The sequence below is a fragment of the Streptomyces auratus genome (assembly GCF_050433025.1).
GTDB classification, from domain to species: domain Bacteria; phylum Actinomycetota; class Actinomycetes; order Streptomycetales; family Streptomycetaceae; genus Streptomyces; species Streptomyces sioyaensis.
Genome location: NZ_JBNGCB010000003.1, coordinates 2,808,324 through 2,834,681, shown reverse-complemented (window position 1 = coordinate 2,834,681; position 26,358 = coordinate 2,808,324). Strand labels below are relative to the sequence as shown.

The following is a 26,358-nucleotide window of genomic DNA, read 5'->3' as shown; positions in this document are numbered from 1 at the left end:
GCGCGCTCAGCTCGCGCAGGTCCGGCCGGCGGTGGTGACCCGGTCGACGTGCGCGGCGAGTTCACCGACCGACATGGCCAGGATCTGGTCGATGTCCTTCTCGGCGAGGAAGCCGAGGAAGTCCACCGACGGGCCGTACCGCTCCTGGAGCAGCTCGGCCAGCGCGACGAACTCGATGCTCTCCAGGGCGAGATCGTCGTTGAAGGTGGTGGCGGGGCCGATCTCCCCGACGACGAGGAGTTCGTCGCCGACGACGCTCACCAGCATGTCGGTGATCTCGTCCACGATCGTCCGGGTGCGCTCGGTGCGGGGCTCAGCTGCCATGGACGGCCTCCGGGAGTGTGGGGGTGTCGGTGCCCGTACGGTCCCCGGGCCGCGGCCCGGCCCAGGCGACGACGTGGCGTGCGGACGGGTCGTGGACAAAGTCGAGGCGGACGAGGTGGCGGCGGCCGTCCGGGGCGGCCACCCACAGGGTGCCGCCCGGTGCCGGGGTCACGGCCCACGCCTGCGGCCGGCCGCCGAGGCCGCTGCCGGCCGCCTTCGCCGCGGCCTCCTTCGCGCACCACAGGGCGGTGATCCAGTGGGCGCGGCCGTCGGCGGCGTCGCGGGCGTGGAGGCCGTCCGCCAGGCGGCGTTCGGCCGGGGTGAGGGCGATCCGTTCGAGGGCGCCCGGATCGTCGGTGACGGTCTCGATGTCGATCCCGACGGAGCCCGACCGGTGGGCGAGGGCGACGGCGATGCGGTCCTTGTGGGCGAGCGAGAGATGGATGCCGCGGGTGAGCGGGCCGTCGGGGCGGGGGCGGCCGTGGTCGTCGTCGACGACGGCGACCTCGGCCGGGAAGACCGGCCCGGCCCCCTCGTCCCACAGCAGTTCACGGACCGCGTCCTTGGCCGCGATCCGGCCCAGCAGCCATGCCGTACGGGCGTGCGGCGCGCACCGTTCGTAGCGTGCGCGTTCGGCCGCGCCCAGATAGCGGCGCATGACCAGCTCCTGCGAGGCCGGGTCCGACCAGCGACGTCGGGCCAGACACCAGCCGCCCGGCCGGGGTTCGCCGATGCCGCACACCTCCGGGGTGAACTTCATCGGCCACACCCGCTCGTCGGCCCCGAAGCGCCGGTAGGTCCACCCCTCCAGCCGCGCCCATACGGCGCCGTCGGCGCGGCACAGCTCCACGTCGCCGCGCACCGTGCCGGGCCGTACCGCACGGATCCGGGCGGTGGCCGCCAGCAGCGCACCCGCGCGGGGCGGGGGACCGTAGAGCCGTACCCGGTCCAGGGTCGCGGGGAAGACCAGCCGGTCGCCGGAGAGCTTCAGCTGCATCCAGTGGCCGAGGAGTTGGCCCGCGGCATCCAGGAGGGCGCCGGGCGCGGGCAGGGCGCGCAGCGTGCCGCGGATGCCGTCGGCGGCGAGCGTGCCGACCTCGTGGACGCCGGCGAACGCCGGGCCGTGGAACATCCACCGGTCCCGGTAGAGCGCCGCGGCACTCACCGGCGCCGGCCCGCCGGAGGTCAGGGGCGAGGGGTCGGGGGGCGGTGGCGCCGGGTGGTGCGCCGCGAGGTGCACGGTCACGGACGCGTAGTCGCCGAGGCCGACCCGTATCCGGCCGTCCCCGGCGGGGGTGGTGGTGACGGTCAGGTCGACGGGCGGGGCGACGGGCAGCCAGCGCAGGGCCCGTACGTCGGAGTAGCCGGTGACGGTCTGCCCCGGGGACACCTGCCGGGCCTCTTCGGCGGCCAGTTCGAGCAGGGTGGTCATCGGGACGACGGGGAAGCGGTCGGCGGGCTCGGGCCAGTCGTCGGGCTGGAGGTAGACGCAGTGGTCGCGGACGTAGGGGAGGGTGTCGAGGGAGAGGTGGCGGAGGGTGCGGAGGGTGCGGTGGGGGGTGGGGGGCGACGGGGTCGGAAGGGCGGTCGTGGGGGCGGCGGGGGCGGCGGGCGGTGCGACGGCGGGGGCGGGGGGCGCGGGGGTCGCGGCGGGGGCGCCGTGGGCGGCGGACGGTGCGGCGGCGGGGGCGGCGGCCGCGGCGGCGACGGGGGCGGCATGGGCCGCGGACGGCACGGTGGCGGGGGCGGCATGGGCCGCGGACGGCACGGTGGCGGGGGCGGCATGGGCCGCGGCCGCGGCGGCGACGGTCCTGCTGGCGGCGCGGGTCTCGGCGAGGAGCGCGTCGAGGGCCTGCCGGACGGGTTCGGCGGCGGGCGGACGTGCGTGCGACAGCGCTCCCCCGCCCCCTCCCCCTCCTCCCCCTTCGGGGGAGGAGGCGGGGGGTGGGTTCGGGGGTGGGGGTGGGCCCGCGGACGCGAAAATCCCCGTCCTCGGCACCGTCTCGCCCAGCCGGACCAGCGGTGAGCCGAGGTCCAACCGGACCGGCGGGCCGGATGCCGCCGGGACGGTGGCGGACGCCGCGGACGGGACGGCACCGGGCACCGCGGACGGCACGGTGGCGGACACCGCGGACCGGGCGGTGACCGGCGCCGCGGACGGCACAGTGCCGAGCGACCCGGCACCCGCGACACCCCCCAGCCGATCCCACCGCAGGTTCACCCCCTCCGCCCACAGAGCGGCAGCCAGCCGCCGCAGCGGTCCTGTTCCGCCGTCGCCGGCGCCGGCCGCCGCGACGGCGAGGTGCTCCCGTCCGTGGAGGGTGTCGGCCACGAACCCGGTGAGGCTGCCGGCGCCGACCTGGACGAAGGCGCGTACGCCCGTCTCGTACAGCCGCCTGGTCAGCTCCTGGAAGCGGACCGGCTCCAGCAGGTGCCGCAGCACCAGCCGGCGTACCGCGGACGGGTCTTCGGGAAACGTGGCGACCGTGGTGGCCGACCACACGGGAAGCTGCGGGTCCCGTTGCGGCAGGGCGTCGAACGCGGCGCCCACCTGGTCGAGGTAGGGCGCCCACATCGGCGTGTGGAAGCCGGAGCGGAACGGCATCTCCTGGGCGTGTACGCCCTGCTCCGCGAGTCTGCGCACGGCCTCGGCCAGCTGCCCGGGGTCCCCGCAGATCACCGACTGGTGCGGGCAGTTGTCATGGCTGACCGCGACCCGGTCCAGCCCCGCCAGTGCCGCGGCCGCCTGTGCGGCGCCGCAGCCCAGGGCCGCATAGACCAGGTCGGGTACGGCGAGCGAGGTCGGTCTCAGCGAGCCGAGGAAGGCGTCCACGGCCTGCGGCGGATACATGCCGGCGACCACCATCGCGGTCCATTCGCCGAGGCTGTGGCCGGCCAGCAGGTCGGGGGCGATGCCCAGTTCGCGCAGTGCGCGGGCGAGCAGCCGTCCGGTGGTGAGGGTGTCGACGGCCCGCTCGACCAGTCCCGCGCCGCCGGTGACCCGGGACCGGGGCAGGGCCAGCAGGTCGGCGATCTCGTCCACCGGGGGCGGCAACTCGGCCTCCAGCCCCGGGAAGAGGAACGCGAGCCGGGCTCCCGGCTCCGCGGCGTACGGCCCGAAGAAGGGGGCCGGGGTGAACCACACCTCGCCGCGGCCGCGCCAGGGCAGGCCGCGCGCGAGGATCTTGGCGGCCAGGGCGCGGCGCTGCGGGGTGGGGTCGGGCAGCGCGAGCCGGCAGGGGCGGTGGTGCGCGGGGACGCCGGTGTCCGCGTCCGCACCCCGGTCCCCCGCCTTCCGTAATTCCTCGGCGAGTTCGCCGGGGGTGTCCGCGGTGAGCCAGTAGGTGCGCTCCGGCTCCGCCGCCCGCAGCCGGGAGTTCCGGCGCACGGGCGGCGCGTCGGGGCTGCGTCTTCCCGGTCCTCCCGATGCTCCCGGTGCTTCCTCCAGGACGGCGTGGGCGTTGATCCCGCCGAAGCCGAAGGCGTTGACGCCCGCGCGCAGTGGGGCCGGTCCGGCGTCCCAGGGTTCGGCCGCGGTGACCGGCCGCATACGGGTGCGGGCCAGGTCCTCTTGCGGCTCGTCGAGGTGCAGAGTCGGCGGCAGGGTGCGGTGGTGGACGGCGAGGGCGGCCTTGATCAGTCCGGCGATGCCGGCGGCCTGCATGGTGTGGCCGAGCATCGATTTCACCGAGCCCAGGCCGATCGGCGCCCGGCCCGCCCCGGGCGGCCCGAACACCCTCGCCAGGGTGGCCAGTTCGGTGCGGTCGCCCACCGGGGTCCCGGTGCCGTGCGCCTCCAGCAGCCCGAGCGCTCCGGGGGCCGCCGGGTCGAGGCCCGCACCGTGCCAGGCCTGCGCCAGCGCCTGGACCTGGCCCTCGACCTCGGGGCTCATCAGACTCGCGGTACGCCCGTCCCCCGCCACTCCCACCCCGCGGATCACCGCGTACACCCGGTCCCCGTCGCGCTCGGCGTCGGCCAGCCGCTTGAGCAGGACGACACCGGTGCCTTCGGACAGCAGGGTCCCGTCGGCCCGGCGGTCGAAGGGGCGGATGTGCTGGCTGGGGCTGAGCGCGCGCAGCTGGGTGAAGACGCTCCACAGGGTGGCGATATGGCAGTGGTGTACGGCTCCGGCGACCATCAGGTCGCAGCGGCCGGCGGCCAGCAGATCGACGGCCTGTGCCACGGCCAGCAGGGAGGAGGCGCAGGCCGCGTCGAGGGTGTAGGCGGGGCCGCGGAAGTCCAGCCGGTTGGCGGTCCGGGCGGCGGTGAAGCTGGGGACCAGGCCGATGGAGGCCTCCGGCGCCTCGGGCCCCAGGCTCGCCTGAAAGGCCTCCCGGACGGCCGCGATCCGCTCCTCCCCCAGTTCCGGGGCGAGTTCGTGCAGGGTGGTGGCGAGCTGATGGGCCGTACGGACCCGCTGGTCGAGGCGGGCGGTGGCCACGCCCATGTAGCCGCCGCGGCCGAGGATGACGCCGATACGGGAGCGGTCGGCGGGCAGCCGCTCGTGGCCGCCCGCGTCGGCGATGGCGTCGGCGATCACCCGCAGCGCGAGCAGCTGATCGGGCTCGGCTCCCGGGACCGCGGCGGGCATGATGCCGAAGCGGGTGGGGTCGACGACGGCTAGCTCGTCCAGGAAGCCGCCCCGCCGGCAGTAGAAACGGTCGCTGCGGGCGGGGCCCTCGGCGCCGTGCGGGTCGTAGTAGACCTCCGGGTCCCAGCGGCCGGGCGGCACGTCGGTGATGCAGTCCGTACCGGCCACCACGTTGCGCCAGTAGGCGGCGAGGTCGCCGGCGCCGGGGAAGAGCGCCCCCATGCCGACGATCGCGGCGTCCGTGGGCCGGGGCCCGGAGGGACGGAAGGGGGCCTCACTCATCGTCCGCCGCCCGGCCGTTCGCCTCCGCCGCCAGCACGACCTGGGCCGCGGTGCCCCGCGCCAGTTCGTCCAGGAGGGCGGCGGCCGCGGCGTCGGGATCCAGGAGCGCGACACCGCGGCGGGCGTAGGCGCGCTCCAGTTCCGCGGTGACCATGCCGCCGCCGGTGGCGGCCCAGGGGCCCCAGTCCACGGCGAGGACGCGGCCGGGCATCCGGGCCGACCAGGCCCCGGCGAGAGTGTCCAGGGCGTCGTTGGCCGCGGCGTAGTCGGCCTGGCCGCGGTTGCCGAAGACCCCGGCGACGCTGCCGAAGAGGACGACGAAGCCGGTGTCCTCGCCGGCGGCCGACAGCAGATGGCGGGCGCCGTCGACCTTGGTGGCGAAGACCCGGGCGAACGACGCCGGGTCCTTGTCCCGCAGCAGCTTGTCCTCCAGGGTGCCCGCACCGTGCACGATCCCGTCGAGGCGGCCGTGCCGGTCCCGGATGTCGTCCACCACGGCGCGTACGGCACTCTCGTCGGTGACATCGGCGGCGTGGTAGCGCACGGAGGCGGCGAGCGGTTCCAGGGCGGCGAGGGTGCCGGCGATCTCGCGCCGGGCCAGCACCCGGCCGGCCGCCGCCTCGATCTCGGCGGGCCGGCGCAGGCCCTGGGCGATCAGCGCGGCGCGCAGCGCGATGCGGTCGTGGGCGTGCGCGAGTGCCGGGTCCTCGGGGGCGTCCTCCAGGGGCGTGCGTCCCAGGAGTTCGAGGTGGCAGCCGTATGCGCGGGCCAGGGCGAGGGCCGTACGGGCGGTGATCCCGCGGGCTCCGCCGGTCAGCAGCACCACGGAGCCGGGGCCGAGCGGGGGCCGGCCGGTGGCGGTGCGGTCGTGGGGCAGCGGTACGGGGACGGCGCGCAGGGTCGTACGGGCGCCCCGGGTGTGGCCGACGACGACCGGCTCGCCGGGGGCGCAGAGTTCGGCGAGGAGGTGGGCGGCGATCCGTTCGGGGCGGTCCTTGGGGTCGATGTCCACGGCGCGGATCAGGGCGTCGGGGTATTCGAGGGCGGCCGTCCGGGCGAAGCCGCGCAGGCCGGCGCCGGGCAGCGGGTCGGGGGCGTCGCCGACGGCGTCCTGGCCGAAGGTGCCGCCGGCCGCGGTGGCCAGCAGCAGCCACCGGCTCCCGCCGGTCAGTGCGCCGCGCAGTGCGGCGTACTGACCGGGCAGTACGGCTGCGTGGCCCGCCCGCAGCGCGCTGAGGTCCACCACTGCGGCCACCCCGTCACCGGTGAGACCGGCCAGCCGCTCGGCGGGGACGGTGCGCACCCGTGCGCCATGGCTCTCCAGGAGGGCGGTGAAGGCCAGCGCCACTCCCTGGCCGTCCTCGACCACGGCGAAGTCGACCCCGGCCACCACCTCGGCGGGCGGCCGGCCGACGGGCGGGCCGAGGGGTACGGCCCGGACCAGGGAACGGATCGGGGGCAACGGGGCCGGGCCGCCGCCGGGTTCGTCCGGTCCGGCGGGACCCACGGTGGTGTGCGGGGCGGGAGCAGGGGGCGCCGCCGGTGCGGGCCCGGCCGGCGCGGGGGCCGGTGCGGGCTCGGCGCGCGCGGCGGCGATCCAGTCGACGATGCCGCTGATGGTCTTGACCCGGGCGAGCTGTTCGACCGCCGATTCCGCGGCCCCGCCGGCGTCCTGCGGCAGTCCGATCCGGTCGGCCAGCGCGCCGATGATCTCCACCCGCTTGATGGAGTCCACCGAGAGGTCGGCCTCCAGGTCGAGCCCGACGTCGAGCATCTCGCGCGGATAGCCGGTCCGGGTGTGGATGATCTCCCGTACGGCGTCGAGGAGTTCGTCGGGGGTCAGCCGCTCCGCCACGGCGGGTGGCGGCGCCGGCGGCGCGGCGGCCGCCGCGGGGGCCTGGGCCACGGCGGTTGCGGGGTACGACACAACGGCGGCCCGCTCCGCCGCGGACCCCGGCCCGGAAGCCGTGCCCTCCCCCAAGTAGCGCAGTACGACGTCCCGTTGGGCGGCGACGAGCTCCCGCGTGGTCCGCAGATACTCCAGCACCGCATCCTGCCGGACGAGGCCGCCGGCCGCGGCGCTCCCTTCGTGGGTCGCGGCCGCGGTCTCCCCGGGGGTGTCCACCCGCCGTGCCGGGCGCAGCCCGCCCGGCAGACAGGCGCCGTCGGCGGTGCGCACCACGTGCCCGTCCACCAGCCATCCCGGGCGGCGCGGTGCGGCGTCCGGCAGGATCTGCGTGCGCCCGTGGAACAGGGCCTCCGGGTCGAGGGGGACCCCGGCCGCGGCGAGCCGGGCCAGAACGTGCGGCAGCCGGGCGAGCGCGGACTCGCCGGGTACGTCCAGCGGCACGGCGGTGTGCGGGCGGCCCCCCAGGATCTGCCCGACGAGCCCGGTGAGGACCCGACCGGGGCCGGCCTCCACAAAAGTGCGCACTCCGGCGGCGTACATGTCCTCGATCTGGTCCACGAAGCGCACCGGCGCGGCGACCTGGCCCGCCAGGGTGCTCCGCAGCGCGGCCGGCGTGCCGTCGTACGGGCGGGCGGTGGCGCCGGACCAAACCGGGAAGGCGGGCGTGGACACCGCGGTGGCGTCCAGTTCGGCGGCGAGATCCGCGCGGGCGGCGGCGAGCTGCGGGCTGTGGAACGCACAGGCGACCGGCAGCCGCCGGGCGTCGACATCGGCCGTGTGCAGGGCCGCCACGGCGCGGTCCACGGCGTCCGTCGGCCCCGAGAGCACGCACTGGGCGGGGGCGTTGTGGTTGGCGACGACGACCCCGGTGCCCCCGGTCAGCTCTGCCACCCGGTCCGGCGCGGCCGCCACGGCGGCCATCGCCCCGGGGTCGTCCCCGGCGGCCGTGAGGATCGCCTCGGCGCGGCGGGCGCTGAGCCGGAGCAGCGCCTCGGTGTCGAAGGCGCCCGCGGCCCACAGGGCGGTCAGCTCGCCGTAGGAGTGCCCCGCGGTGCAGTCGGGTCGCACCCCGAGGGTGGTGAGCAGCCGGTGGGCGGCGGCGGAGGCGAGGCCGAGCGCCGGCTGGGCGACGCGGGTGTCGGTGAGGGCGGCCTGCTGGGCGGTCCGCTGCCCGGCGGTGAAGGCGGCGGGCGGGAACATGGCCGCGGTCCACTGCGGGTCGGCACCGTCCAGGAGGGTTCGCAGCGCGGGAAAGGCGGTGAACAACTCCGCCAGCATGCCGGTGCGCTGACTGCCCTGGCCGGGGAAGAGGAAGGACACCAGACCGGGGTCGGCGTCCCGGGTGCGCAGGTACACGCCCTCGGTGGCGGTGAGCCCGCGGGCCGCCGCCAGTTTGCCGGCGAGGTCGTCGAGGTCCTCGGCCACCACACAGATCTGTAGGGGCCCCGGCGCGGAAGCGGTCTCGGCGGCCAGGTCCCGCAGCGGCCACGGCCGCCCGGCGGCGTCGTTGTCGGCCAGCCGCGCGGCGAGCCGCTCCACGGCCCGTACGGCGGCGGCACGGTCGGCCCCGCGGAAGCAGAAGAGTTCGGCGGGCCAGTCCTCCAGGGCGTGCACGGGCTCGGGCGCACCGCCGTAACCGGCCAGCACGGCATGGTAGTTGGTGCCGCCGAAGCCGAAGGCGCTCACCCCGGCGATGCGCCGCTCCACGGGGAGGGGCCAAGGGCGGGCGCTGACGGTGTCGAAGCGGAACGGGCCGGTCGCCGCGGCACCGTCCGCGGCCGGACGGGTCAGATGCAAGGTGGGCGGCCGCACGCCCGTGTGCACCGCGCGGGCGGCCTTGATGAGCCCGGCCAGGCCGGCCGCGCATTTGGTGTGCCCGATCTGCGATTTGACCGAACCCAGCGAGCAGCTGCCCGGCGTCGCGCCCGCGGCGTCGAACAGCTCGGTGAGGACGGCGAGTTCGGTGCTGTCGCCGACGACGGTTCCGGTGCCGTGGGCTTCGAGGAGGCCCACCTGTGCGGGACTGATCCCGGCGCGCCGGTAGGCACGTTCCAGGGCGCGCCGCTGCCCCTCGGGCCGTGGGGCGGTCAGCCCCAGGGAGCGTCCGTCGCTGGAGGTGCCGACCGCCTTGACGACCGCGTAGATCCGGTCGCCGTCCCGCTCGGCGTCCGCGAGGCGCCGCAGCACCAGGCAGCCGACGCCCTCGCCCAGCGCGATCCCGTCGGCCGCGGCGTCGAACGGGCGGCAGCGGCCGGTGGGCGACAGGGCGCGGACGGACGCGAACATCAGGTAGTCGTTGATGCCGTTGTGCACATCGGCACCGCCGCACAGGACCATGTCGCTGTCGTGGTCGCGCAGTTGCCGGCAGGCCAGGTCGAGCGCGGCGAGCGAGGAGGCGCAGGCGGCGTCCACGGTGCAGTTGGCGCCGCCCAGGTCGAGGCGGCTCGCGATCCGCCCGGCGATGACGTTGGCGAGCACGCCGGGGAAGGAGTCCTCGGTCAGCCGGGGCAGTGCGGCGTCGAGGGCGGGCGGCAGCGCTCCGAGGTAGGCCGGGTGCAGCGCGCGCAGCCCGTAGGCGCCGGCGAGTTCGGTGCCCGCCTCCGCGCCGAAGACGACGCCGGTACGGGCACGGTCGAAGTCCCGCTCCGCGTATCCGGCGTCCGCCAGGGCCTTGGCCGCCGCGTCGAGGGCGAGCAGCTGCACCGGTTCGATGCCGGTGAGGGAGGCCGGGGGGATGCCGTGGGCGAGGGCGTCGAAGGGGATCGGCGGCAGGAAGCCGCCCCAGCGCGAGGGGGTGCGTTCGCCCGCCCGCGCGGGGTCCGGGTCGTGGTAGGTAGCGGCGTCCCAGCGCTCGGCGGGCACCTCGGTGACGGAGTCGACGCCGTGGACGACATGGGACCAGTAGCGGGCGGTGTCGGCCGCGCCCGGGAAGCAGCAGGCCATGCCGACGATGGCGATGTCCAGCGGGTCCGCCTCCGGGTCCGGGCGGCCGGTGGGCGGCCGGAACTGCGCCGCCCGTGCGTCGAGCAGAGCGGTGGCCCCGTCGGTCACCTCGCGGTGCAGCGCGGCGAGGGTGGTGGTGGCGCTGCGGGTGGTGGCGGCCTGGCCCAGCATGTACAGGCCCTCGCGGCGCTGTTCCGGCTCCCCCACCGGCGCCGGGCGCCCGCCGTCGGTGTGCCGCAGGCCCTTGCTCGCGAGGCGCAGCCGTCCGAGGTTGCGCCGCTCCAGCTCCTCCCAGCGGGCCCGCGGGTCCGTGCCGTCCGCGGCCAGCCGCCGTTCGGCCGCCGCGAACTCGTCGGCGTAGGCGGTCTCGGCGCAGCGGGTGGCATGGCCCGGCGCGGTCCGCAGCAGTACGGTCCGCTCGCAGGCCAGCGCGGTCTGCTGGAAGCCCGGGAGAACGGCGCCGGTGGCCACGGCCTCCTCGGTGAAGAGGTAGGCGGTGCCCATCAGGACCCCGAGGGTGGCGCCGTGCTCGGCGAGCGGGGCGGCGGCGGCCATGGCCATGGCGGCCGAGCGGGCGTCGTGGATGCCGCCGGCCAGGAGCACGTCCAGCTCCTCCGCCGTCCCGCCGTGTGCGCGTACGTGTGTCAGCAGGCTCTCGATCTGCTCCTCCCACAGCGGGAAGCTGGCCCGGGGGCCGATGTGGCCCCCGCACTCCTGACCTTCGAAGACGAATCTGCGGGCGCCCTCCGCGAGGTAGCGCTCCAGCAGGCCGGGGGAGGGGACATGGAGGTAGGTCCGGGTGCCGGCCGCTTCGAGGGGCGCGGCCTGGGCGGGCCGGCCGCCGGCGATCAGGGCGTAGTCGGGGGCGAACTCGGCCACCGCGGCGAGCTGTTCGGCGCGCAGCGCGGGCGGCGCGAAGCCGAGCAGGCCGACGCCCCAGGGCTTGGCGCCCAGCCGTTCGGCGGTCTCGGCCAGCAGCCGGCGCACCTGCGCGCCGTCCATGACGGCCAGGGCGAGGAAGGGCAGCCCGCCCTCGGTGGCCACGGCGGCGGCGAAGGCGGCCTCGTCGCTGACCCGGGTCATCGGCCCCTGGGCCACGGGGAGATGGCGGGCCCCGGAGCGGCGGGCCAGCGGGCGGGTGCGGGCCGCCGCCGCGAGGTGGCCGGTGACGGCGGCGCGTACGGCCTGCACGATGCCGGCGGTGGTGCGGTGGCGCGCGGCGAGCCGGGCGGCGAACGCACCGTCCTGGCCGATGGGAAGCAGTTGGGCGGACAGATCGCGGGAGCCGAGGAGCCCGGTGACCTCTGCGGGGCCGAGGCCCTGGCCGGCGACGCCCCCGCCGTCCGGAGCGAGGCCCGCGTCGGCGCCCGGCAGCGCGAAGCCCGGGCGCAGGAGGACCCGGTGGCCCGCAACGACCGTGGTCTCGCTGCCGTCCATGGCCCGGATCGCGGCGGCGACCGCCCGGGGCAGCCGGGCCGCGCCCTCGGTGGTGAGCGCGAGCTGGGAGTCGAGCAGCACACCGGCGGCCCCGCCGGCGACGGCCGCGGCGGCAGTGTGCGGACCGATGCCCCCGGCGGCGAGGACGGGGACGGTCACGGCCGGGTCGGCGAGTATCCGCTGGAGCAGGACACAGGTGGTGAGTTCGCCCACCCGGCCGCCCGACTCATGGCCCCGGGCGACGAGCGCACCGACACCCGCGGCACAGGCAGCCGCGGCCTCCTCGGGGGTGGTGACCTCGGCCCATACGCGACGGCGGCCGCCGTCGGCCCAGTCCCGCGGGGCGGGTGACGAGGGCAGGGCGGGGGCTCCGTGCGGCACGGCCGTGGCGTACGCCCGCGCATCGGCGAGCAGCACGGTGTCGACCTCATCGGGCAGGTCGGCGGGGGTGCAGGGGCACCCCACCGGGATGCGCACGCCGTACGGCAGCCGCCCGGTCCGGGCCAGCGCCGCACGCGCCGTACCGGCGTCCCGGCCGAGGTCCAGAAGGCCGAGCGCGCCCGCGCGGGCGGCCGCCACGATGATCCGCTCGTCCGGCTCCTCGAACGGCGAGAGCACGACGACGAGATCGCGGTCGGGGGCCTCCGGAAGCGGAGGCCCGGCGGGGGCGGGGCCGGTCCGTACGGCTCCCGCGGCCCGGTCGCCGGGTGCGTCACCGTCACGTGCCGGGCCGCCCGGACGTGCACCGAAGGGCGGAGAAGCGGGGGCGGAAGAGCTGGGGAGAGGCGTGCCGGGGAACGTGGGCGGGGGGACCACGGGCGCTCCTTCTGCCGGAGGGGGGCGAACACGCTGACCACTGCCACCTGCGCTACCCAGTGGTAGCCCGCTGATTGCCGCGTTGCATCGTGGGGCCACCCCCTTGCACTGTCAACGACTCTGCGCCAGGCGGTAGTTGATTCCGCCAAGGTCACCCGCGCGCCGTGCGAGGCACCGTTTCGGCTGCTGTCCCCGCTCCGAGGTGCAGCGCCTCGCGCGGCCGCCCGGCAGGGCCGGGCCGGGTGCACCGTCCGGTGGCACAGGTCCGGTCCCCGCCCGGCCCGTTCCGCTCCTGCCGCCGTGCGGCAGAAGGCCCCTGCCCACGCGCCGTCACACCGGCGCCCCCGGGCCCCTCACTCCCCACCGGCCCGTTATCGCCCACCGGCCCCAGGGGTGGCCGATAACCGCTTCCCCTGGCATCCCCCGCATCCCGGTCCGGTGGTCCGCTGCCGCCGGGCCCAGAAGGGGCGGTCGGTCCAGCGGGTTTCCCGGGCGTGCACGGCACGGTGGCCGTCGTGGTAAGCGGCGCGGGCCGCGGCGACCTTCGCCGCGTAGTCGGCCAGGGCCGCCCGGTCGCCGCACAACCGGGCGTCGACCGCCCGGCCCGCGCTCAGCCCGGTGTAGAGGGCGGTGATGATGCCCTGGGAGCTGAGCGGGTCGAAGGCGGCCGCCGCGTCTCCGGCGGCCGTCCAGCCGTCGCCGTGCACCCGGTCCAGATGTGCGCTGTGCGCGGGGGCCCGGCGGGGTGGCCGCAGGGTGCCCAGGCCGTGTGGGCGGGCCCGGCGGGAGAGGTGCCGGGTGGCCAGCAGCCGGTCGCGGAACCGCTCGGGGCCGCGGGCGGCGGCAACGGGGAGGTCGGGGTCGGTGAAGTAGGCGACCAGGCGGTGCCGGGAGGGCAGCAGCGCGGTGTACCACCAGCCGTCCTCGTCGGACTCGACCAGCGAACGGCCGTCGGTGGGGGTCTGCGGGGCCGGGTCGAGGAGGAGGTGGAGGGCGGTGAGCCGGTCTCCGGTGCACCGCCGGGCACCGGAGCGGACGGCGATCGCGGCGCGCCGCCCGGTGGCGTCGACCACCCAGCGGCAGCGGACCGTACGCTCCCCGCCGCCGGTGCGGTCGCACAGGGTGAGCCGCCAGGTGCCGTCCGGCTGCCGGGAGGGGCGCCGTACGACGGTGTGCTCGGCGACGTCGGCGCCCGCCGCGTGGGCGGCGGCGCGCAGCCGCCGGTCGAAGAGCGGACGGTCGAGGTGCCAGCCGTGACCGTACGGGTCGTGGAGGAAGTCCACGGCGTGCAGTGCGGCCGAGCCCCAGGCCGACAGGTTGCCGTGGCAGGGCAGATGGCCGCTGCCCAGGACCGGTCCCTCGACGCCGAGGTCGGCCAGGAGCAGCCGCCCCACGGACACCAGCGCCTCGCCGGTTTTGGGCGGGCCGGTGCCGGCGTCGGCGAGCAGGACGGTGCGCCCGGCCCGTACGAGGGCGAGCGCGGCGGCGCAGCCGGCCGGCCCCCCGCCCGCGACCACGACGTCGTAGCCGGGTGCGGGGGTCACTGGGCGCCGTGGAAGGGGTCGAGCTTCTCCAGGTATCCGGCGGCGATCGCCGCCTCGTCCTGTCCGGTCGCCTCCTTGACCTCCTGGACCGCCTGCTGCACGAGCATGGACTCCACGGTCTCGGCCGGGACCTCCCCGGTCCAGGTACCGGCCACCCCGGCCAGTTGGGGCGCGCCCGCCTCGGGTACCTGGATGTTGATGAGGTTGGCGTGGGCGGGGGCCGGCGGATAACCGGGCTCGGACTCCACCTGGAGGTACCGGGGGAACTTCGCGTCGCCCACGGTGTATTCGCGGGTCTCGACGATGCCGAACTTGAACCAGTCGTCGATCATCTGCCGGCGCTGCTTGTTGAAGTCGGCGCCCTGCAGGCCCCGCAGCCACACCGCCCGGTTCTCGAAGGCTTTCTCCCTGGCGCTGTCGTCGGAGCCGGCCGGTGGGGTGTTGACGGTGGCGAAGTCCGTCTGCGTGAGCACGTGGTTGGGGATCTGGGCGGGCCAGAAGGTGGGCAGATAGGGGCTGTAGCGGGGGCCGAGCCCGGACCGCACCTGGTAGCCGGAGCGGCAGCTCGCCGCGTCGCACTGCCAGGGGGCGGCCATCCAGCGGGTGAGGTCGCCCGGCCCCTGCGCGTGCAGCGGGCCGTTCTTGCCCAGGGCGTCCTGGACCGTGAGGACGTCGCCGTAGTCGCGTTCCGGGGTCTCCGGTGCTCGGTGCAGGATGCGGAAGGGCTCGGCGTACATGGTCTTGTGCCGCATCGGCCAGGTGACCTCGATGCCGGGGTGGAACGCATCGGCGGCGCAGTTCTCCAGCGCGGCCCGGTCCAGCAGGTGCGGCTGTTCGGCGGGCGGCGCGTCGTCCACGACGGGGAAGCCCGTGCGGGGCGGGCCGGTGGTGAAGTGGCCGTCGGCCCACTGGGCCAGCATCCGGTCCTGGGCCGGGGAGAGCGTGATGTGCTGCCGTACGGACGTGGGCCTGCCGCCGGCCATGGCGTCGCCGTAGAGCCAGGGCCAGGGCAGGGGGGACGTCCCGTCCCGCTCGTAGTCGCGCATCTGGACGTAGATCTGGCGGCGGAGTTCCCGGCTGGCCTCGCCCGGGTCGGCGAGCCGCCGGCGCAGGGCCGGTTCGAGGAAGTCGTGCGGGCCCTGCCGGCCGAATTGGGTGGCGAAGCCGTGGTTGACCCACTGCAGATCGCAGAACCGCCGCAGGAGCGGTTCGATGTGGTCCGGGTACGAGACCTGCTGCACGGCGGGCAGCGTGTGCTCGGCGACGAACACGTCGTAGAGCAGGTCGTAGAGGGTGCGGACGGTCTTCACGCCGGGTGCGAAGTGCGGCGGGGCGACCACGACCCAGGCGGGGGTCGCGGTCTTCGTGCCGCCCCTGAGGGTGACCTCCGCGGTGACCGGGCCGTCGGAGACATCGTCGTACCAGGTGTCGTTGTTGGTGACACCGGAGATCGGCGTCTCGGGTGTGCTGTAGGAAGCCGACTTGCCGACACCGCCGACGACCAGCAGGCGGCCGTCGCTCTGGGTGGAGATCGAGCCCAACGGGACCGCCCGGTTCATGATCTTCCCGGCGAAGGTGGCGGTCTCGTGCACGGAGGCGCGGATGGTCTGCCGGCCGGGGTCGTTGACGAGCTTCTTGCGCTCGGCTCCCCTGACGCCGAAGTTCCGCCGGCGCCGCTGGGTGTCCGGCAGGGCGAGGGCCTCGGGGATGTCGAGCGGGAGGTGGAACTGGTACCAGGCGGCCTTCTTGTTGGCCAGGTGCACCGACCACTTGATCTCGGTGACCTCCTCGTCGCCCAGCTTGAGCTCCCGGACGACCTCGCCCGCCTGGTTGTAGCCGTAGATCCGGAAACGGGCCGCCTGCCGGATGATCTTCCCCGAGCCGTCCTTGCACGAGCCGGCGGGCGGCGGCGGCTGGTCCGGTGACTCCGGGCCGAGGAAGGGCGGTTTGTCACTGTTGCCGACCCGGGCTATGCCGATGGCAGGGTGGATCTTCACCTGTGCGATCTGGGTGTCCATCGAAGGCCTCTCACTGGGCGGGAGTGGATGCCCCCGAAGGCTTCAAACGTAGGAGCGGCGCCGCTCGGGGGAGGACATCGAGGCGTCGCAATGGGTGCACGGATTCACCCTTTCGGGACGCCCTGCGGGCGGGGCCGCCCGGGGGCCGGTCACGGGCCGTGACGGGGCCGGCGGCGATCACCACTGCCGGTCGCCGCCGCGCCCCAGACGGGCGCGCGTTACGGACTGCCCGTCTTCAGCTTCAGATTCCACTTGGCCAGGGCCTCGCCGACCGGCTGGAAGATGGTCAGGGTGGTGCCGCCGAAGTTGCCGCAGGTCGCGGGGCCTCCTCCGGAGTGCATTCCGAGCGCCATCGGGGCGTTGGGCTGGGTGACGTACGACCCGCCCGAATCGCCGGGCGCCGAGCAGGCGTTGGTGAACGAGAGGCCCTCGATGACCGTGTTTCCGTAGTCCACGGTCTGGTCGACGCGGGTGATCTCCCCGCAGTGCCAGCCGCTGCTCTGGCCGGAGCGGCACATCGACATCCCTACCAGTCCCTCCTGGGAACCGGTGACGGTGACCGGCGTACCGCCCTGGCCCGCCACGTTCGAGCTGACGGTCCAGCCCGGCTGGTCGACCCCGACCAGCCCGAAGTCACCCTCGCGGTTGTTCACGCTGTGCCCGCCGCCCTTGTTGGAGGTCCCCATGCGGCTGCCGTCCTTGCCGTAGGCGGCCTGATCGGCGGTGAGGGTGCAGTGACCGGCCGTCAGAAAGCCCTGGAAGTCGCCGGGTCCGGTCACCGTGAAGCCGATCGAGCAGATGCCCTCGCTGCCGGGCATCCACCGTTCCCCGCCCACCACCGATCCGCCCTGCTGCCGCGGCGTCTGGTCGCTGCGCTCGACGGTGACCGGGATCTTCGCGCGCGCCCCGAGGCCGCGGACGGTGCGCTCGAAGGCGTCGGTCCGCGGGCCGCGCCGTTTTCGGTCGACCCGGAGTACGACGCCGTTGGCGCGCTCGTCCACCCCCCACCCGGTGACGCCCGGCACTCCGTCGCCGGCCCGGCCGGTGATCCGGCGCAGCAGCCCGGTGAGCGCGGCACGGCTGTGCGGCACCGTCTTGGGCACCGCCCCGACCTCCCGTACCCGCTGTGCGTCGGCGGCACCGGTGACCGCGACGACGAGCCGGCCGGTCGACTTGTCGAACCACATGCCGGCGGGCGGCGCGCTCAGCGCCCGGCGCACGGCGGCCACCGAACGGTGTGCGTCGGCCTCCTGCGCAAGCCGGGTCCGCACCTGCGCCGCCGTCAGCCCGAGGTCCCGCCGCATCGCATCGAGCATGCCGCGCGGCGACGGCGAGGGCGACGGGCCGGGCCGGGGCCCGGCATGTGCCGGGCTGAGCGGGCCGGCGGCCGCCAGGACGGCGGCCACGGTCGCGCCCCAGAGAGCTGCCTTGCGAGAGCGGCGTTCCATCGGGGTCTCCTCGCGGTGTCGAGTGCACGTCGGATCCGATGGAGCGAGCCTGCGCGACACCGCGAGGTGCGGCATGAGGGAGACCCCGTGCACCATGTCCGGATGACCGACGAGCACCGACACCAAGTCCCCGCCGACCACGGCGCGGTAGCGTTCGCGCAGTTGCCTCAGGTGCTGCGCAAGGTGACCTACTCGGGTGCCCGCCATCCGGGAGCCGGGGCACCTGAATGCCCGTCACACCTGCCGCAGGGGGCCGCCGGTGCCACCGTCCCGGCCGCCCCCGACGCCTTCGCCGACCTGGCCGGCGGCGCCAACTGCCAGCGCTACGCCTATGCCGTGCTGCGCCACTTCGGGCTGCTGGTACCGCCGTTGCGCTCGGCGGAGCTCTGGGCGGACGACCGGGCGACCCGGCGGGCCGGCCGTCCGCAACCGCTGGACCTGGTGCTGTTCGACGCCGGCCCGGCCGCCGGCCGGCCCCGGGGTACGGCGCGCATGTGGGCGTCCATCTGGGGCCCGACCAGGTCCTGCATCTGTGCCGGGAGGCCGGCCGGCCCGCCGTCTGGCGCTATGCGGACTTCGCGGCGCGGGCGCGCTACCGGCGGTTCCTCGGTGCCAAGCGGGTGGTGCGCGGGGCGGGCTCGTGACGGCTCAGAAGCCGCCGCCGTCGCCGCCGAAACCGCCACCGTCGCCGAACCCGCCCCCGTCACCGAAGCCGCCGCCGAAGCCGCCGCCGAAGTCGTCGGGGTTGAAGTCGGATCCGGAGAAGTCACCGCCGTCGGCACCCATGCCGCCGAAGTCGGCACCGTAGGCGTCCGACGACATCATCATGTTGCCGAGCAGCGTGCCCACCAGGAGTCCGGGCAGCAGACCGCCGCCGAAGTAGCCGCCGGCCCAGGGGGCGTAGGCCGGTCCCGCGTCCCAGTAGGGACGGTCGCCGCTCGCCGTGCGGACCGTGCGGGCCAGCGGCTCCAGGCCGTCGTCCAGGCGGCTCTTGTCCGCGGCGCAGACCGGTACGGTGCGCTGGGCACCGCCCGCCGGCGCCCAGGTGGCATCGGTGACGGACGGACCGTGGCGCGGGTCGAAGAAGCAGGGCAGCCGGCGCTCGGGCAGCGGCTTGCCCTCCCGGCGCGCGGCGAGGGTGGCCAGCGAGAACCGGCCGTCCTCCAGGGCCTGGGTCACGGCCTGCACCTCGCCGGGGTGCTGGGCCGCCGCCATCGACGACTTGGCGTTTTCGTACGAGTCCAGCGCACGGCTGTAGTCCGTGCGCATCGCGTCGTCGGCGCCGGGCTCACCGGGGTGGAAGTCGAGCCGGTCCAGCTCTTCGCCGAAGGCGGTGATGTCCTCGTCGACGACGACCCGCAGCTCCTCCAGCGCGGCCCGCTCCTCCTCGGCCCGCCGCTTGCGGTTGCGGCGGGCGATGGCGTACGCGCCGCCACCGCCGACGACCACCAGCACACCGAGCCCGATCGCCGTGCCGGTGTCGAAGCCGGAGCCGGCGGACCCGCCCCAGGAGGCCGGGGCCTGGCCGTTGGCCGACTGGTTCGCGGTGTCGACGAAGCTGTTCAGCCGGGCGCTGACCGTCGGGTAATGGGAGCGCTTGACCGATCCGACGAGGTTCTGCACCGAACTGTGCGACATCACGCGCGGGTCGGCGCCGGCGTTGAAGCCGTCGCCGAGTTCGACGGCGTAGACGCCGCTGATGCCGACCTTGGTGCGCAGGTCCCGCAGCAGCGTGCTGGGCGGGTAGTCGGCGGTCCGCGGGAGTACGGCGACGAAGACCGGCTTGTCCGCGTCCTTGATCTTCTTGGCCAGCGCATCCGCCTGGGCGGAGCTGAACTGGTTCGCGGCGCGCGGATCGACGTAGACCGGGCCCTTCTTCAGGGTGGCCGCGGCGTCGTCGAGCCCGCCGCCGGCGGCACGGGCTCCCGGGGCCATCGCGGCGGCCACCGCCAGCAGCGCGGCCACCAGCAGCAGAACCGGACCCATCAGCGCACGTCGAGTTGCGGTCTTCATGTGTTCGACGCTACCCGAACCGCACTTTCAGGACATCACCGATGGTGCGACCGACGCCGTGCACATCGGGGGATTTTCCCGCACCCCCGGGCGGCTGTCGCGCCGGAGATGTCCATCCAGGTGATCGCTCAGCGCGTCGTTTTTGATGATCGAAGTGCCGGGGATGTACCCGCTCGTGCCTCCCCCCAGGAAACGAGGAGACGATGTCTAGGGCCACCTCGATGGCCACCAATCTGGCCGTCGCCGTCGCCACCACCGCCGTCGGCTGCATGCTGGTGATCTCGCTGGCGCCGTCGCGCCCCGAGTCCGGGAAGAGCTGGCGCCCGGACGGCAGTGCGGTGGCCGCCACGTCCGGCCACGCGGGCTCGGCCGCGCGGGCCGCCACCTCGGCTCTGGGCGCGACCGCCGCCGGCCCGGAGGAGGAGCGGTTCGCCTCTCCCCCGACGGGGCGGATCGTGGTGACCGCCCCCGCGCCCGGCGTCGACTACAAGGCCAACGGCAGCTTCACGGTGGCCTGGACGAACACCACGGGTGAGCAGGTGGACATCTGGCTGTACGCGGAGACCGGCCAGGGCGATGCGCAGCGGGTGGCGGTGGTGGCGTCCCGGGCCGGCGACGGGCCGACCGGCGAGGCGCTGGTGACGCTGCCCAACGTGCCGCCGGGCCGCCACTACTTCCTGGAGGTGGCCACCGCCGGTGACGGCGCGGTCCGCGGTGTCAGCCGGACCTTCGCCATCACCGCGTGACCGCCGCCGGCCGCGGGGGACCCGCCCTACGGTGCGTCGATCCCCACCAGTCCGGCCAGGGCGTCGCGGTGCCGCCCCGGCGAGCCGAGGGCGAGCTCATCGCTCTTGGCCCGCTTGAGGAACAGATGGGCCGGGTGCTCCCAGGTCATGCCGATGCCGCCGTGCAGCTGGACGCACTCCTCGGCGGCGCGGACCGCCACCGGCGCGCAGTACGCCTGGGCGACGGCCACCGCCACCGGGGCGTCGGGGCTGCCGACGGCCAGGGCGTCGGCGGCGTAACGGGCGGCGGCGCGGGCCGAGGCGACCTCCAGCCAGAGCGCGGCCATCCGGTGCTTGAGCGCCTGGAACGAGCCGATGGGGCGGCCGAACTGGGTGCGCTCGGCGGTGTGGCGCACGGTCTCGGCCAGGCACCATTCGGCGACGCCCAGCTGTTCCGAGGCGAGCAGCCCGGCGCCGGTGAGCAGGGCGCGGTCCACGGCGGCGCGGGCGCGGTCCCCGGTGGCCAGGAGGCGGCCGCGGGCGCCGTCGAAGGTGAGATGGCCGAGGGGGCGGGTGAGGTCGAGCGGGGTGGCGGTGTCGGTGCGCACGCCGTCCGCCGCGGCCTCGACCACGTACAGCGCCGGTCCGTCGGGGCGCTGCGCCGGGACGAGCAGCAGCTCGGCGGACGCGGCGTCGGCGACCGAGGTCACCCGGCCGGTGAGGGTGCCGTCCGCCGCGGCCCGTACGGCCGGGTCCGGCACTGCGCCCGGAGCGGTGGTCAGCGGGAGCGCCAGCACGGCGACGGTGCGGCCGGCAGCGAGGGCGGCGAGCGGCGCGGCGGCCTCCGCACTGTCGCCACCACAGTCGAGCAGTGCGGTCACCGCGATGACGGCGCTGGTCAGATAGGGCACGGGCGCGACCGAGCGGCCCAGCTCCTCCAGGACCACGGCGGCCTCGCGGGCGCTCGCGCCCTGGCCGCCGAGCTTCTCGGGGACCAGCAGTCCCGCGGTGCCGATCTCCGTGGCGAGCGCCCGCCACAGACCGGTGTCGTAGGCGACGTCGGACTCCAGGCCGGCGAGCACGGTGGCCGGGGCGCTGCGGTCGGCGAGCAGCGACCGTACGGCGGCGCGCAGCGCCTCCTCCTCTTCGGAGTAGAGGAGATCGGGGTCGGGCGCCGGGGCGCTCGACGGGAGGGTCTCGGCGGTCATCGGGGGAGGTCCTTCCACGCGACGTCCTTGTCGGTGCGCGGCTCGGGCGGCAGCCCCAGCACACGTTCGGCGACGATGTTGAGCAGCACTTCCGAGGTGCCTCCTTCGATGGAGTTCCCCTTGGCGCGCAGGTAGCGGTAGCCGGCGTCGCGGCCGGTGAAGTCGACGCCGTCGGGCCGGCGCATCGTCCAGTCGTCGTAGGTCAGCCCGTCCTCGGCGAGGAACTCCACCTCCCAGCCGCTGATCTCCTGGGCGAGCCGGGCGAAGGCCAGCTTCATGCCGCTGCCCTCGGGGCCGGGCTGGCCCTTGGTCAGCTGCTGGCGCAGCCGCTCTCCGGTCAGCCGGGCGACCTCGGCCTCCACCCACAGCGACAGCAGCCGCTGGTGCAGGTCGTGGGTGCGCAGTTCGGGGCGGGCGCGCCAGTCCTCGGCGGCGACGCCGATCATGCCGCCCTCGCGGGGGATGCGGGAGCCGCCGATGGCGACCCGCTCGTTCATCAGCGTGGTCTGGGCGACCTTCCAGCCCTCGCCGATCCCGCCGAGGCGATGGGCGTCGGGGATGCGCACACCGGTGAGGAAGACCTCGTTGAACTCGGCCTCGCCGGTGATCTGCCGCAGCGGCCGCACCTCGACACCGGGGTCGGTCATATCGCACACGAAGTAGCTGATGCCGCGGTGTTTGGGCACCGCGGGGTCGGTGCGGGCGATCAGGATCGCCCAGCGGGCGAGATGCGCGCTGGACGTCCAGACCTTCTGGCCGTCGACGACCCAGCCGCCCTCCTCGTCCCGTACCGCGCGCGTCGCCAGCGCCGCCAGGTCGGAGCCGGCTCCGGGCTCGCTGAACAGCTGGCACCACACTTCCTCGCCGGTCCACAGGGGACGCAGCCAGCGCTGCTTCTGCTCGTCGGAGCCGAAGCGCAGGATGGTCGGCGCGGCCATGCCCAGACCGATCCCGATCCGTCCCGGGTCGTTGTCGGGGGCACCGGCGGCCGTGAGTTCGGCGTCCACGACGGACTGCAGGGAGCGGGGCGCGTCCAGCCCGCCGAGGCCCTCGGGGAAGTGGACCCAGGCGAGCCCGGCATCGAAGCGGGCCCGCAGGAACTCCAGCCGGCCGGTGGCGGCGGGAGGATGGGCGGCGAGCAGCGCGGCGGTGCGCCGTCGCAGGTCTGCGGCGTCGGTCATCGCGCCTCCTTTGCTCCGGGGAGCACCACGAGCCGGCCGACGGACGTCCCGTCGGCGACCCGCTGCACGGCGTCGGCGGCCGCGGCCAGCGGAACCCGCCCGCCGATGAGCGGCTTGACGGTGCCCTGCGCGGCGAGCTTGGTCAGCTCCTCGTGGCAGGCGTCGATCGCGGCGGGGTCCTTGGTCTGGTACAGGCCCCAATGCAGGCCCAGGATCGCGTAGTTCTTCACCAGGGCGTGGTTGAGGGCCGGGGTGGGGATGGCGCCGCCGGCGAAGCCGACGACGATGATCCGGCCCTCGAAGGCGATGCACTTGACGGACTTGGCGTACGCCTCGCCGCCCACCGGGTCGTAGACGACGTCGGCGCCGCGGCCGCCGGTGGCTTCCTTGACGGCGGCGACGATGTCGTCGACGCGCCGGTCGAGGACGAGGTCACAGCCCAGCTCGCGGGCGATCCGGGCCTTGTCGGCGCCGCCCACGACGCCGATGACCCGCGCGCCGGCGGCCTTGCCGAGTTGGACGGCGGCGCTGCCGACGCCGCCCGCTGCGGCGTGCACCAGCAGGGTCTCGCCCGGCTGGAGCCGGGCCCGGCGGTGCAGTCCGAACCAGCCGGTCTGGTAGCCGATGTGCAGCGCCGCGGCCTCGGCGTCGTCCAGGGCCTCGGGCGCCGGGCGGACGGTCGCCGCGTCGACGACCGCGAGTTCGGCCAGGCCCCCGTCGGGCAGCGGCGGCTGGGCGAGCACCCGCGCGCCGATGTCCCCGGCCGCCCCCTCCCCCACGGCGAGGATCTCGCCGCAGATCTCCACGCCCGGGGTGAACGGCAGCGGCGGCCGCGCCTGGTAGAGCCCGCGGCACAGCAGCGCGTCCGGGAAGTTGACGTTGGCGGCCCGCACCCGCAGCAGCAGCTGCCCGGGGCCCGGCTGCGGATCCGGCACCTCCTCCAGCCGCATCACTTCACGCGGCTCGCCGTTCGCGTGTACGCGCCATGCCTTCACCTGGTGCCTCCACAGACTTGGATACGCGGTGGGGCGAAGGGCACACCGGTCCCCTCGCCAGCGACATACTAAGCGGTCGGTATCCCTGAGGGAACAGTCTGCGCCACATGGCGGCAGGAGGCGGGCGCACAGTCCCGTGCGGCGCTGCGGCTACTCGCCGCGGAGCGCGGCCCAGGTCTCCGGGTCCTCGAAGCCGAGCGCCCACAGCCCGGTGCCGCGCACCCCGTACTTCCCCAGCAGCGGCATCAGCTCCCGGACCCCGCGCGCGTCCTGGTACCAGACCTCGTGGTCCTCGCCGTCCTTGCGGTAGGTGAAGTGCGGCGTACCGGAGCGCTCATCGAAGAGGTACTCCGCGTCCTCCCGCTCGCGCAGCGCCTCGGCCTCCTTCCAGGTCCGGTGCGCGGCGTGGCCGGTGACCCCGGTGACCCAGTCCCAGCCGTAGCCCGGGAAGGCCACCTCGATCTTGTTCCGGGGGATGGTGTCGGTGGCGTAGCGCAGGAACTCGCCGTACCAGTCCCCGGCGGACAGCGGCCCCGCCTCGCCGCCCGACCAGTGCAGGTCATAGCCCATGATCCGGACCCGGTCGGCATATCTGCCGAGCTCCTCGTAGTCGAACGCCTCACCCGACCCGCGGACCCGGGCGGGCACCGTGACCACACACTGCGCCTCACGGGCGTGCAGCCGCGCACACAACTGCTCGACGAGCGCGCTGTATCCCGTGCGCACCCGTGCGCGGACCTCCTTGTCGCGGGTGACCGCCATCGCCTCGTAGTCCAGGTCGAGCCCGTCGTAGCGCCGACTGTCCATGATCCGCAGCAGCGCCTCGACATGGTCCGTGCGCCGCTGCGGATCATGCATCAGACCGGCCATCTCCTCGGCGCCGAGGGTCTCGGTCACGGTCGGGACGACATCGATCCCGGCGTCGTGCAGCCCGTCGATGACGCTGCGCCGGCCCGCCCCTTCGTGTCCCGTGACGATGGTGTCCGACGTCGCCTGGTACCAGAAGGGGCTGACGGTGTGCAGCTGGGAGGCGTGCCGCAACGCGTCGCGGTAGGCAGCGTCGGTGTCGCCCCAGTAGGGCAGCCAGGCGGAGCCGGTACGCCCGCCGGCCCTGGGCTCCCGCGCCGTCGCGGCCGCCGGCGACCAGGGCGCGAGGAGCGCCGTGAGGACCAGCAGGAGCGCAAGACCGGTGCGCAGCCGGGATCCCGAAGCCTGTTCCATGATCCGAGCGTCACCCGGCACCTCAACTGACGCACCGTCAGATGCGCCGAACGGGGAGCCGCACCACATGGCGGGCGGAGCGGCGGGCGGATCCCGGACGCGCCGGCGGTGCAGCACGGAAGCCCCCGCACCGCGGTCCCCACCCGGAATGACCATGGATCCGATCCCGGTACGCCCTCATGACGGCACCCCCTGAAGGAGCGAACAGGCGTCGGGTTAGCATATGAGCACCGCCTAGCTCGAAAGATAAACCTGTGACTGTCAATGACGACTCGTTCACCAACTGGAAAAACCGCGAAGAGATCGCGGAGTCGATGATCCCGATCATCGGGAAGCTGCACCGGGAGCGGGACGTCACGGTCCTGCTGCACAGCCGCTCCTTGGTGAACAAGTCGGTGGTCAGCATCCTCAAGACCCACCGATTCGCCCGGCAGATCGCCGGCGAGGAACTCTCGGTCACCGAGACGCTGCCGTTCCTGGAGGCGCTCACCACGCTCGATCTCGGCCCGTCCCAGATCGACATCGCGATGCTCGCCGAGACGTACCGGGGCGACGACCGCGGTCTGTCGGTGGAGGAGTTCACCGCCGAGGCCGTCGCCGGTGCCACGGGTGCCGACAAGATCGAACGCCGCGAGCCGCGCGACGTCGTCCTCTACGGGTTCGGCCGGATCGGCCGCCTCGTCGCCCGCCTGCTCATCGAGAAGGCCGGCTCCGGCAACGGTCTGCGGCTGCGCGCCGTCGTCGTCCGCCAGGGCGGCGACCAGGACATCGTCAAGCGCGCCTCGCTGCTGCGCCGGGACTCCATCCACGGCCAGTTCCAGGGCACGATCACCGTCGACGAGGCGAACAGCAAGATCATCGCCAACGGCAACGAGATCAAGGTGATCTACGCGAGCGACCCGTCGGAGGTCGACTACACGGCGTACGGCATCAAGGACGCCATCCTCATCGACAACACCGGCAAGTGGCGCGACCGCGAGGGCCTCTCGAAGCACCTGCGCCCCGGCATCGACAAGGTCGTCCTGACCGCCCCGGGCAAGGGTGACGTCCCCAACGTCGTCCATGGGGTCAACCACGACACGATCAAGCCGGACGAGCAGATCCTGTCCTGCGCGTCCTGCACCACCAACGCGATCGTCCCGCCGCTGAAGGCGATGGCGGACGAGTACGGCGTCCTGCGCGGTCACGTGGAAACCGTCCACTCGTTCACCAACGACCAGAACCTGCTGGACAACTACCACAACTCCGACCGCCGCGGCCGCTCGGCGCCGCTCAACATGGTCATCACCGAGACCGGTGCCGCCTCCGCCGTCGCCAAGGCGCTTCCCGACCTCGAAGCGAAGATCACCGGCAGCTCGATCCGCGTCCCGGTGCCGGATGTCTCGATCGCGATCCTCAACCTCCAGCTCGCGCGCGAGACCAACCGCGAGGAGGTCCTCGACTACCTCCGCAACGTGTCGCTGACCTCGCCGCTCAAGCGCCAGATCGACTTCACCAGCGCCCCCGACGCGGTCTCGAACGACTTCATCGGCTCGCGCCACGCCTCGATCGTCGACGCCGGCGCCACCAAGGTCGAGGGCGACAACGCCATCCTCTACCTCTGGTACGACAACGAGTTCGGCTACTCCTGCCAGGTCATCCGCGTCGTCCAGCACGTCTCCGGGGTGGAGTACCCGACCTACCCGGCCCCGGTGGTCTGACCT

The 26,358-nt window shown here is 75.0% G+C and carries 14 protein-coding genes; 3 read left to right on the top strand and 11 right to left on the bottom strand.

The window, feature by feature from the left end; translation table 11 throughout:
* Window positions 1–6 precede the first annotated feature (6 nt).
* The 6 genes from BKA18_RS32070 to BKA18_RS32045 form a co-directional block, all read right to left on the bottom strand.
* The gene (locus tag BKA18_RS32070; protein ID WP_366048757.1) at window positions 7–324 is read right to left on the bottom strand and encodes a phosphopantetheine-binding protein; all 318 of its coding nucleotides are present in this window, start codon (window positions 322–324) and stop codon (window positions 7–9) included.
* Complete coding sequence (locus BKA18_RS32065; protein ID WP_429638725.1) at window positions 314–5,197, bottom strand: type I polyketide synthase; 4,884 nt, start codon at window positions 5,195–5,197, stop codon at window positions 314–316. Before BKA18_RS32065 ends, BKA18_RS32070 begins: the two co-directional genes overlap by 11 nt.
* Complete coding sequence (locus BKA18_RS32060) at window positions 5,190–12,302, bottom strand: SDR family NAD(P)-dependent oxidoreductase (RefSeq protein ID WP_366048741.1); 7,113 nt, start codon at window positions 12,300–12,302, stop codon at window positions 5,190–5,192. Before BKA18_RS32060 ends, BKA18_RS32065 begins: the two co-directional genes overlap by 8 nt.
* Before the next feature lie 371 nt (window positions 12,303–12,673).
* On the bottom strand, window positions 12,674–13,846 hold the full coding sequence (locus BKA18_RS32055) for an NAD(P)/FAD-dependent oxidoreductase (protein ID WP_366048740.1): 1,173 nt from the start codon (window positions 13,844–13,846) through the stop codon (window positions 12,674–12,676).
* Window positions 13,843–15,864 (bottom strand): LodA/GoxA family CTQ-dependent oxidase, encoded by a 2,022-nt coding sequence (locus BKA18_RS32050; protein WP_366048739.1) that lies wholly within the window; start codon window positions 15,862–15,864, stop codon window positions 13,843–13,845. Before BKA18_RS32050 ends, BKA18_RS32055 begins: the two co-directional genes overlap by 4 nt.
* Window positions 15,865–16,082: 218 nt before the next feature.
* Window positions 16,083–17,312, bottom strand: a complete 1,230-nt coding sequence (locus tag BKA18_RS32045) for a S1 family peptidase (protein WP_366048738.1) — start codon at window positions 17,310–17,312, stop codon at window positions 16,083–16,085.
* A 494-nt stretch (window positions 17,313–17,806) separates the two neighbouring features.
* On the opposite strand from BKA18_RS32045, the gene BKA18_RS32040 reads away from it, so the two are divergent.
* Window positions 17,807–17,956, top strand: a complete 150-nt coding sequence (locus tag BKA18_RS32040; protein WP_366048737.1) for a hypothetical protein — start codon at window positions 17,807–17,809, stop codon at window positions 17,954–17,956.
* A gap of 4 nt (window positions 17,957–17,960) precedes the next feature.
* Here the strand turns inward: BKA18_RS32040 and BKA18_RS32035 are convergent, their stop codons facing one another.
* On the bottom strand, window positions 17,961–19,325 hold the full coding sequence (locus BKA18_RS32035; protein WP_366048736.1) for a hypothetical protein: 1,365 nt from the start codon (window positions 19,323–19,325) through the stop codon (window positions 17,961–17,963).
* Window positions 19,326–19,528: 203 nt separating this feature from the next.
* Here BKA18_RS32035 and BKA18_RS32030 point away from each other — a divergent pair, with 203 nt between their 5' ends.
* Complete coding sequence (locus tag BKA18_RS32030; protein WP_366048735.1) at window positions 19,529–20,071, top strand: Ser-Thr-rich GPI-anchored membrane family protein; 543 nt, start codon at window positions 19,529–19,531, stop codon at window positions 20,069–20,071.
* Window positions 20,072–20,097: 26 nt separating this feature from the next.
* Here the strand turns inward: BKA18_RS32030 and BKA18_RS32025 are convergent, their stop codons facing one another.
* The 4 genes from BKA18_RS32025 to BKA18_RS32010 form a co-directional block, all read right to left on the bottom strand.
* A complete protein-coding gene (locus tag BKA18_RS32025; RefSeq protein WP_366048734.1) occupies window positions 20,098–21,258 on the bottom strand; it encodes an acyl-CoA dehydrogenase family protein in 1,161 nt (386 codons plus the stop codon).
* Complete coding sequence (locus tag BKA18_RS32020; protein ID WP_366048732.1) at window positions 21,255–22,439, bottom strand: acyl-CoA dehydrogenase family protein; 1,185 nt, start codon at window positions 22,437–22,439, stop codon at window positions 21,255–21,257. The genes BKA18_RS32025 and BKA18_RS32020 overlap by 4 nt, the downstream gene beginning before the upstream one ends.
* Window positions 22,436–23,434 (bottom strand): NADPH:quinone oxidoreductase family protein, encoded by a 999-nt coding sequence (locus BKA18_RS32015; protein ID WP_366048731.1) that lies wholly within the window; start codon window positions 23,432–23,434, stop codon window positions 22,436–22,438. The genes BKA18_RS32020 and BKA18_RS32015 overlap by 4 nt, the downstream gene beginning before the upstream one ends.
* A 150-nt stretch (window positions 23,435–23,584) precedes the next feature.
* Window positions 23,585–24,655, bottom strand: coding sequence for a glycosyl hydrolase family 18 protein (locus tag BKA18_RS32010; RefSeq protein WP_366048730.1), 1,071 nt, complete (start codon window positions 24,653–24,655; stop codon window positions 23,585–23,587).
* A gap of 254 nt (window positions 24,656–24,909) precedes the next feature.
* Between BKA18_RS32010 and BKA18_RS32005 the strand changes: the two genes are divergently transcribed.
* Window positions 24,910–26,355, top strand: coding sequence for a glyceraldehyde-3-phosphate dehydrogenase (locus BKA18_RS32005; RefSeq protein WP_366048728.1), 1,446 nt, complete (start codon window positions 24,910–24,912; stop codon window positions 26,353–26,355).
* Window positions 26,356–26,358: the final 3 nt, after the last annotated feature.

Excerpts from the sequence above, each read along its gene's own strand:
- BKA18_RS32070 (WP_366048757.1), bottom strand. The coding sequence starts at position 324 with ATGGCAGCTGAGCCCCGCACCGAGCGCACCCGGACGATCGTGGACGAG.
- BKA18_RS32065 (WP_429638725.1), bottom strand. The coding sequence starts at position 5,197 with ATGAGTGAGGCCCCCTTCCGTCCCTCCGGGCCCCGGCCCACGGACGCC.
- BKA18_RS32050 (WP_366048739.1), bottom strand. The coding sequence starts at position 15,864 with ATGGACACCCAGATCGCACAGGTGAAGATCCACCCTGCCATCGGCATA.
- BKA18_RS32045 (WP_366048738.1), bottom strand. The coding sequence starts at position 17,312 with ATGGAACGCCGCTCTCGCAAGGCAGCTCTCTGGGGCGCGACCGTGGCC.
- BKA18_RS32035 (WP_366048736.1), bottom strand. The coding sequence starts at position 19,325 with ATGAAGACCGCAACTCGACGTGCGCTGATGGGTCCGGTTCTGCTGCTG.
- BKA18_RS32030 (WP_366048735.1), top strand. The coding sequence starts at position 19,529 with ATGTCTAGGGCCACCTCGATGGCCACCAATCTGGCCGTCGCCGTCGCC.
- BKA18_RS32025 (WP_366048734.1), bottom strand. The coding sequence starts at position 21,258 with ATGACCGCCGAGACCCTCCCGTCGAGCGCCCCGGCGCCCGACCCCGAT.
- BKA18_RS32020 (WP_366048732.1), bottom strand. The coding sequence starts at position 22,439 with ATGACCGACGCCGCAGACCTGCGACGGCGCACCGCCGCGCTGCTCGCC.
- BKA18_RS32010 (WP_366048730.1), bottom strand. The coding sequence starts at position 24,655 with ATGGAACAGGCTTCGGGATCCCGGCTGCGCACCGGTCTTGCGCTCCTG.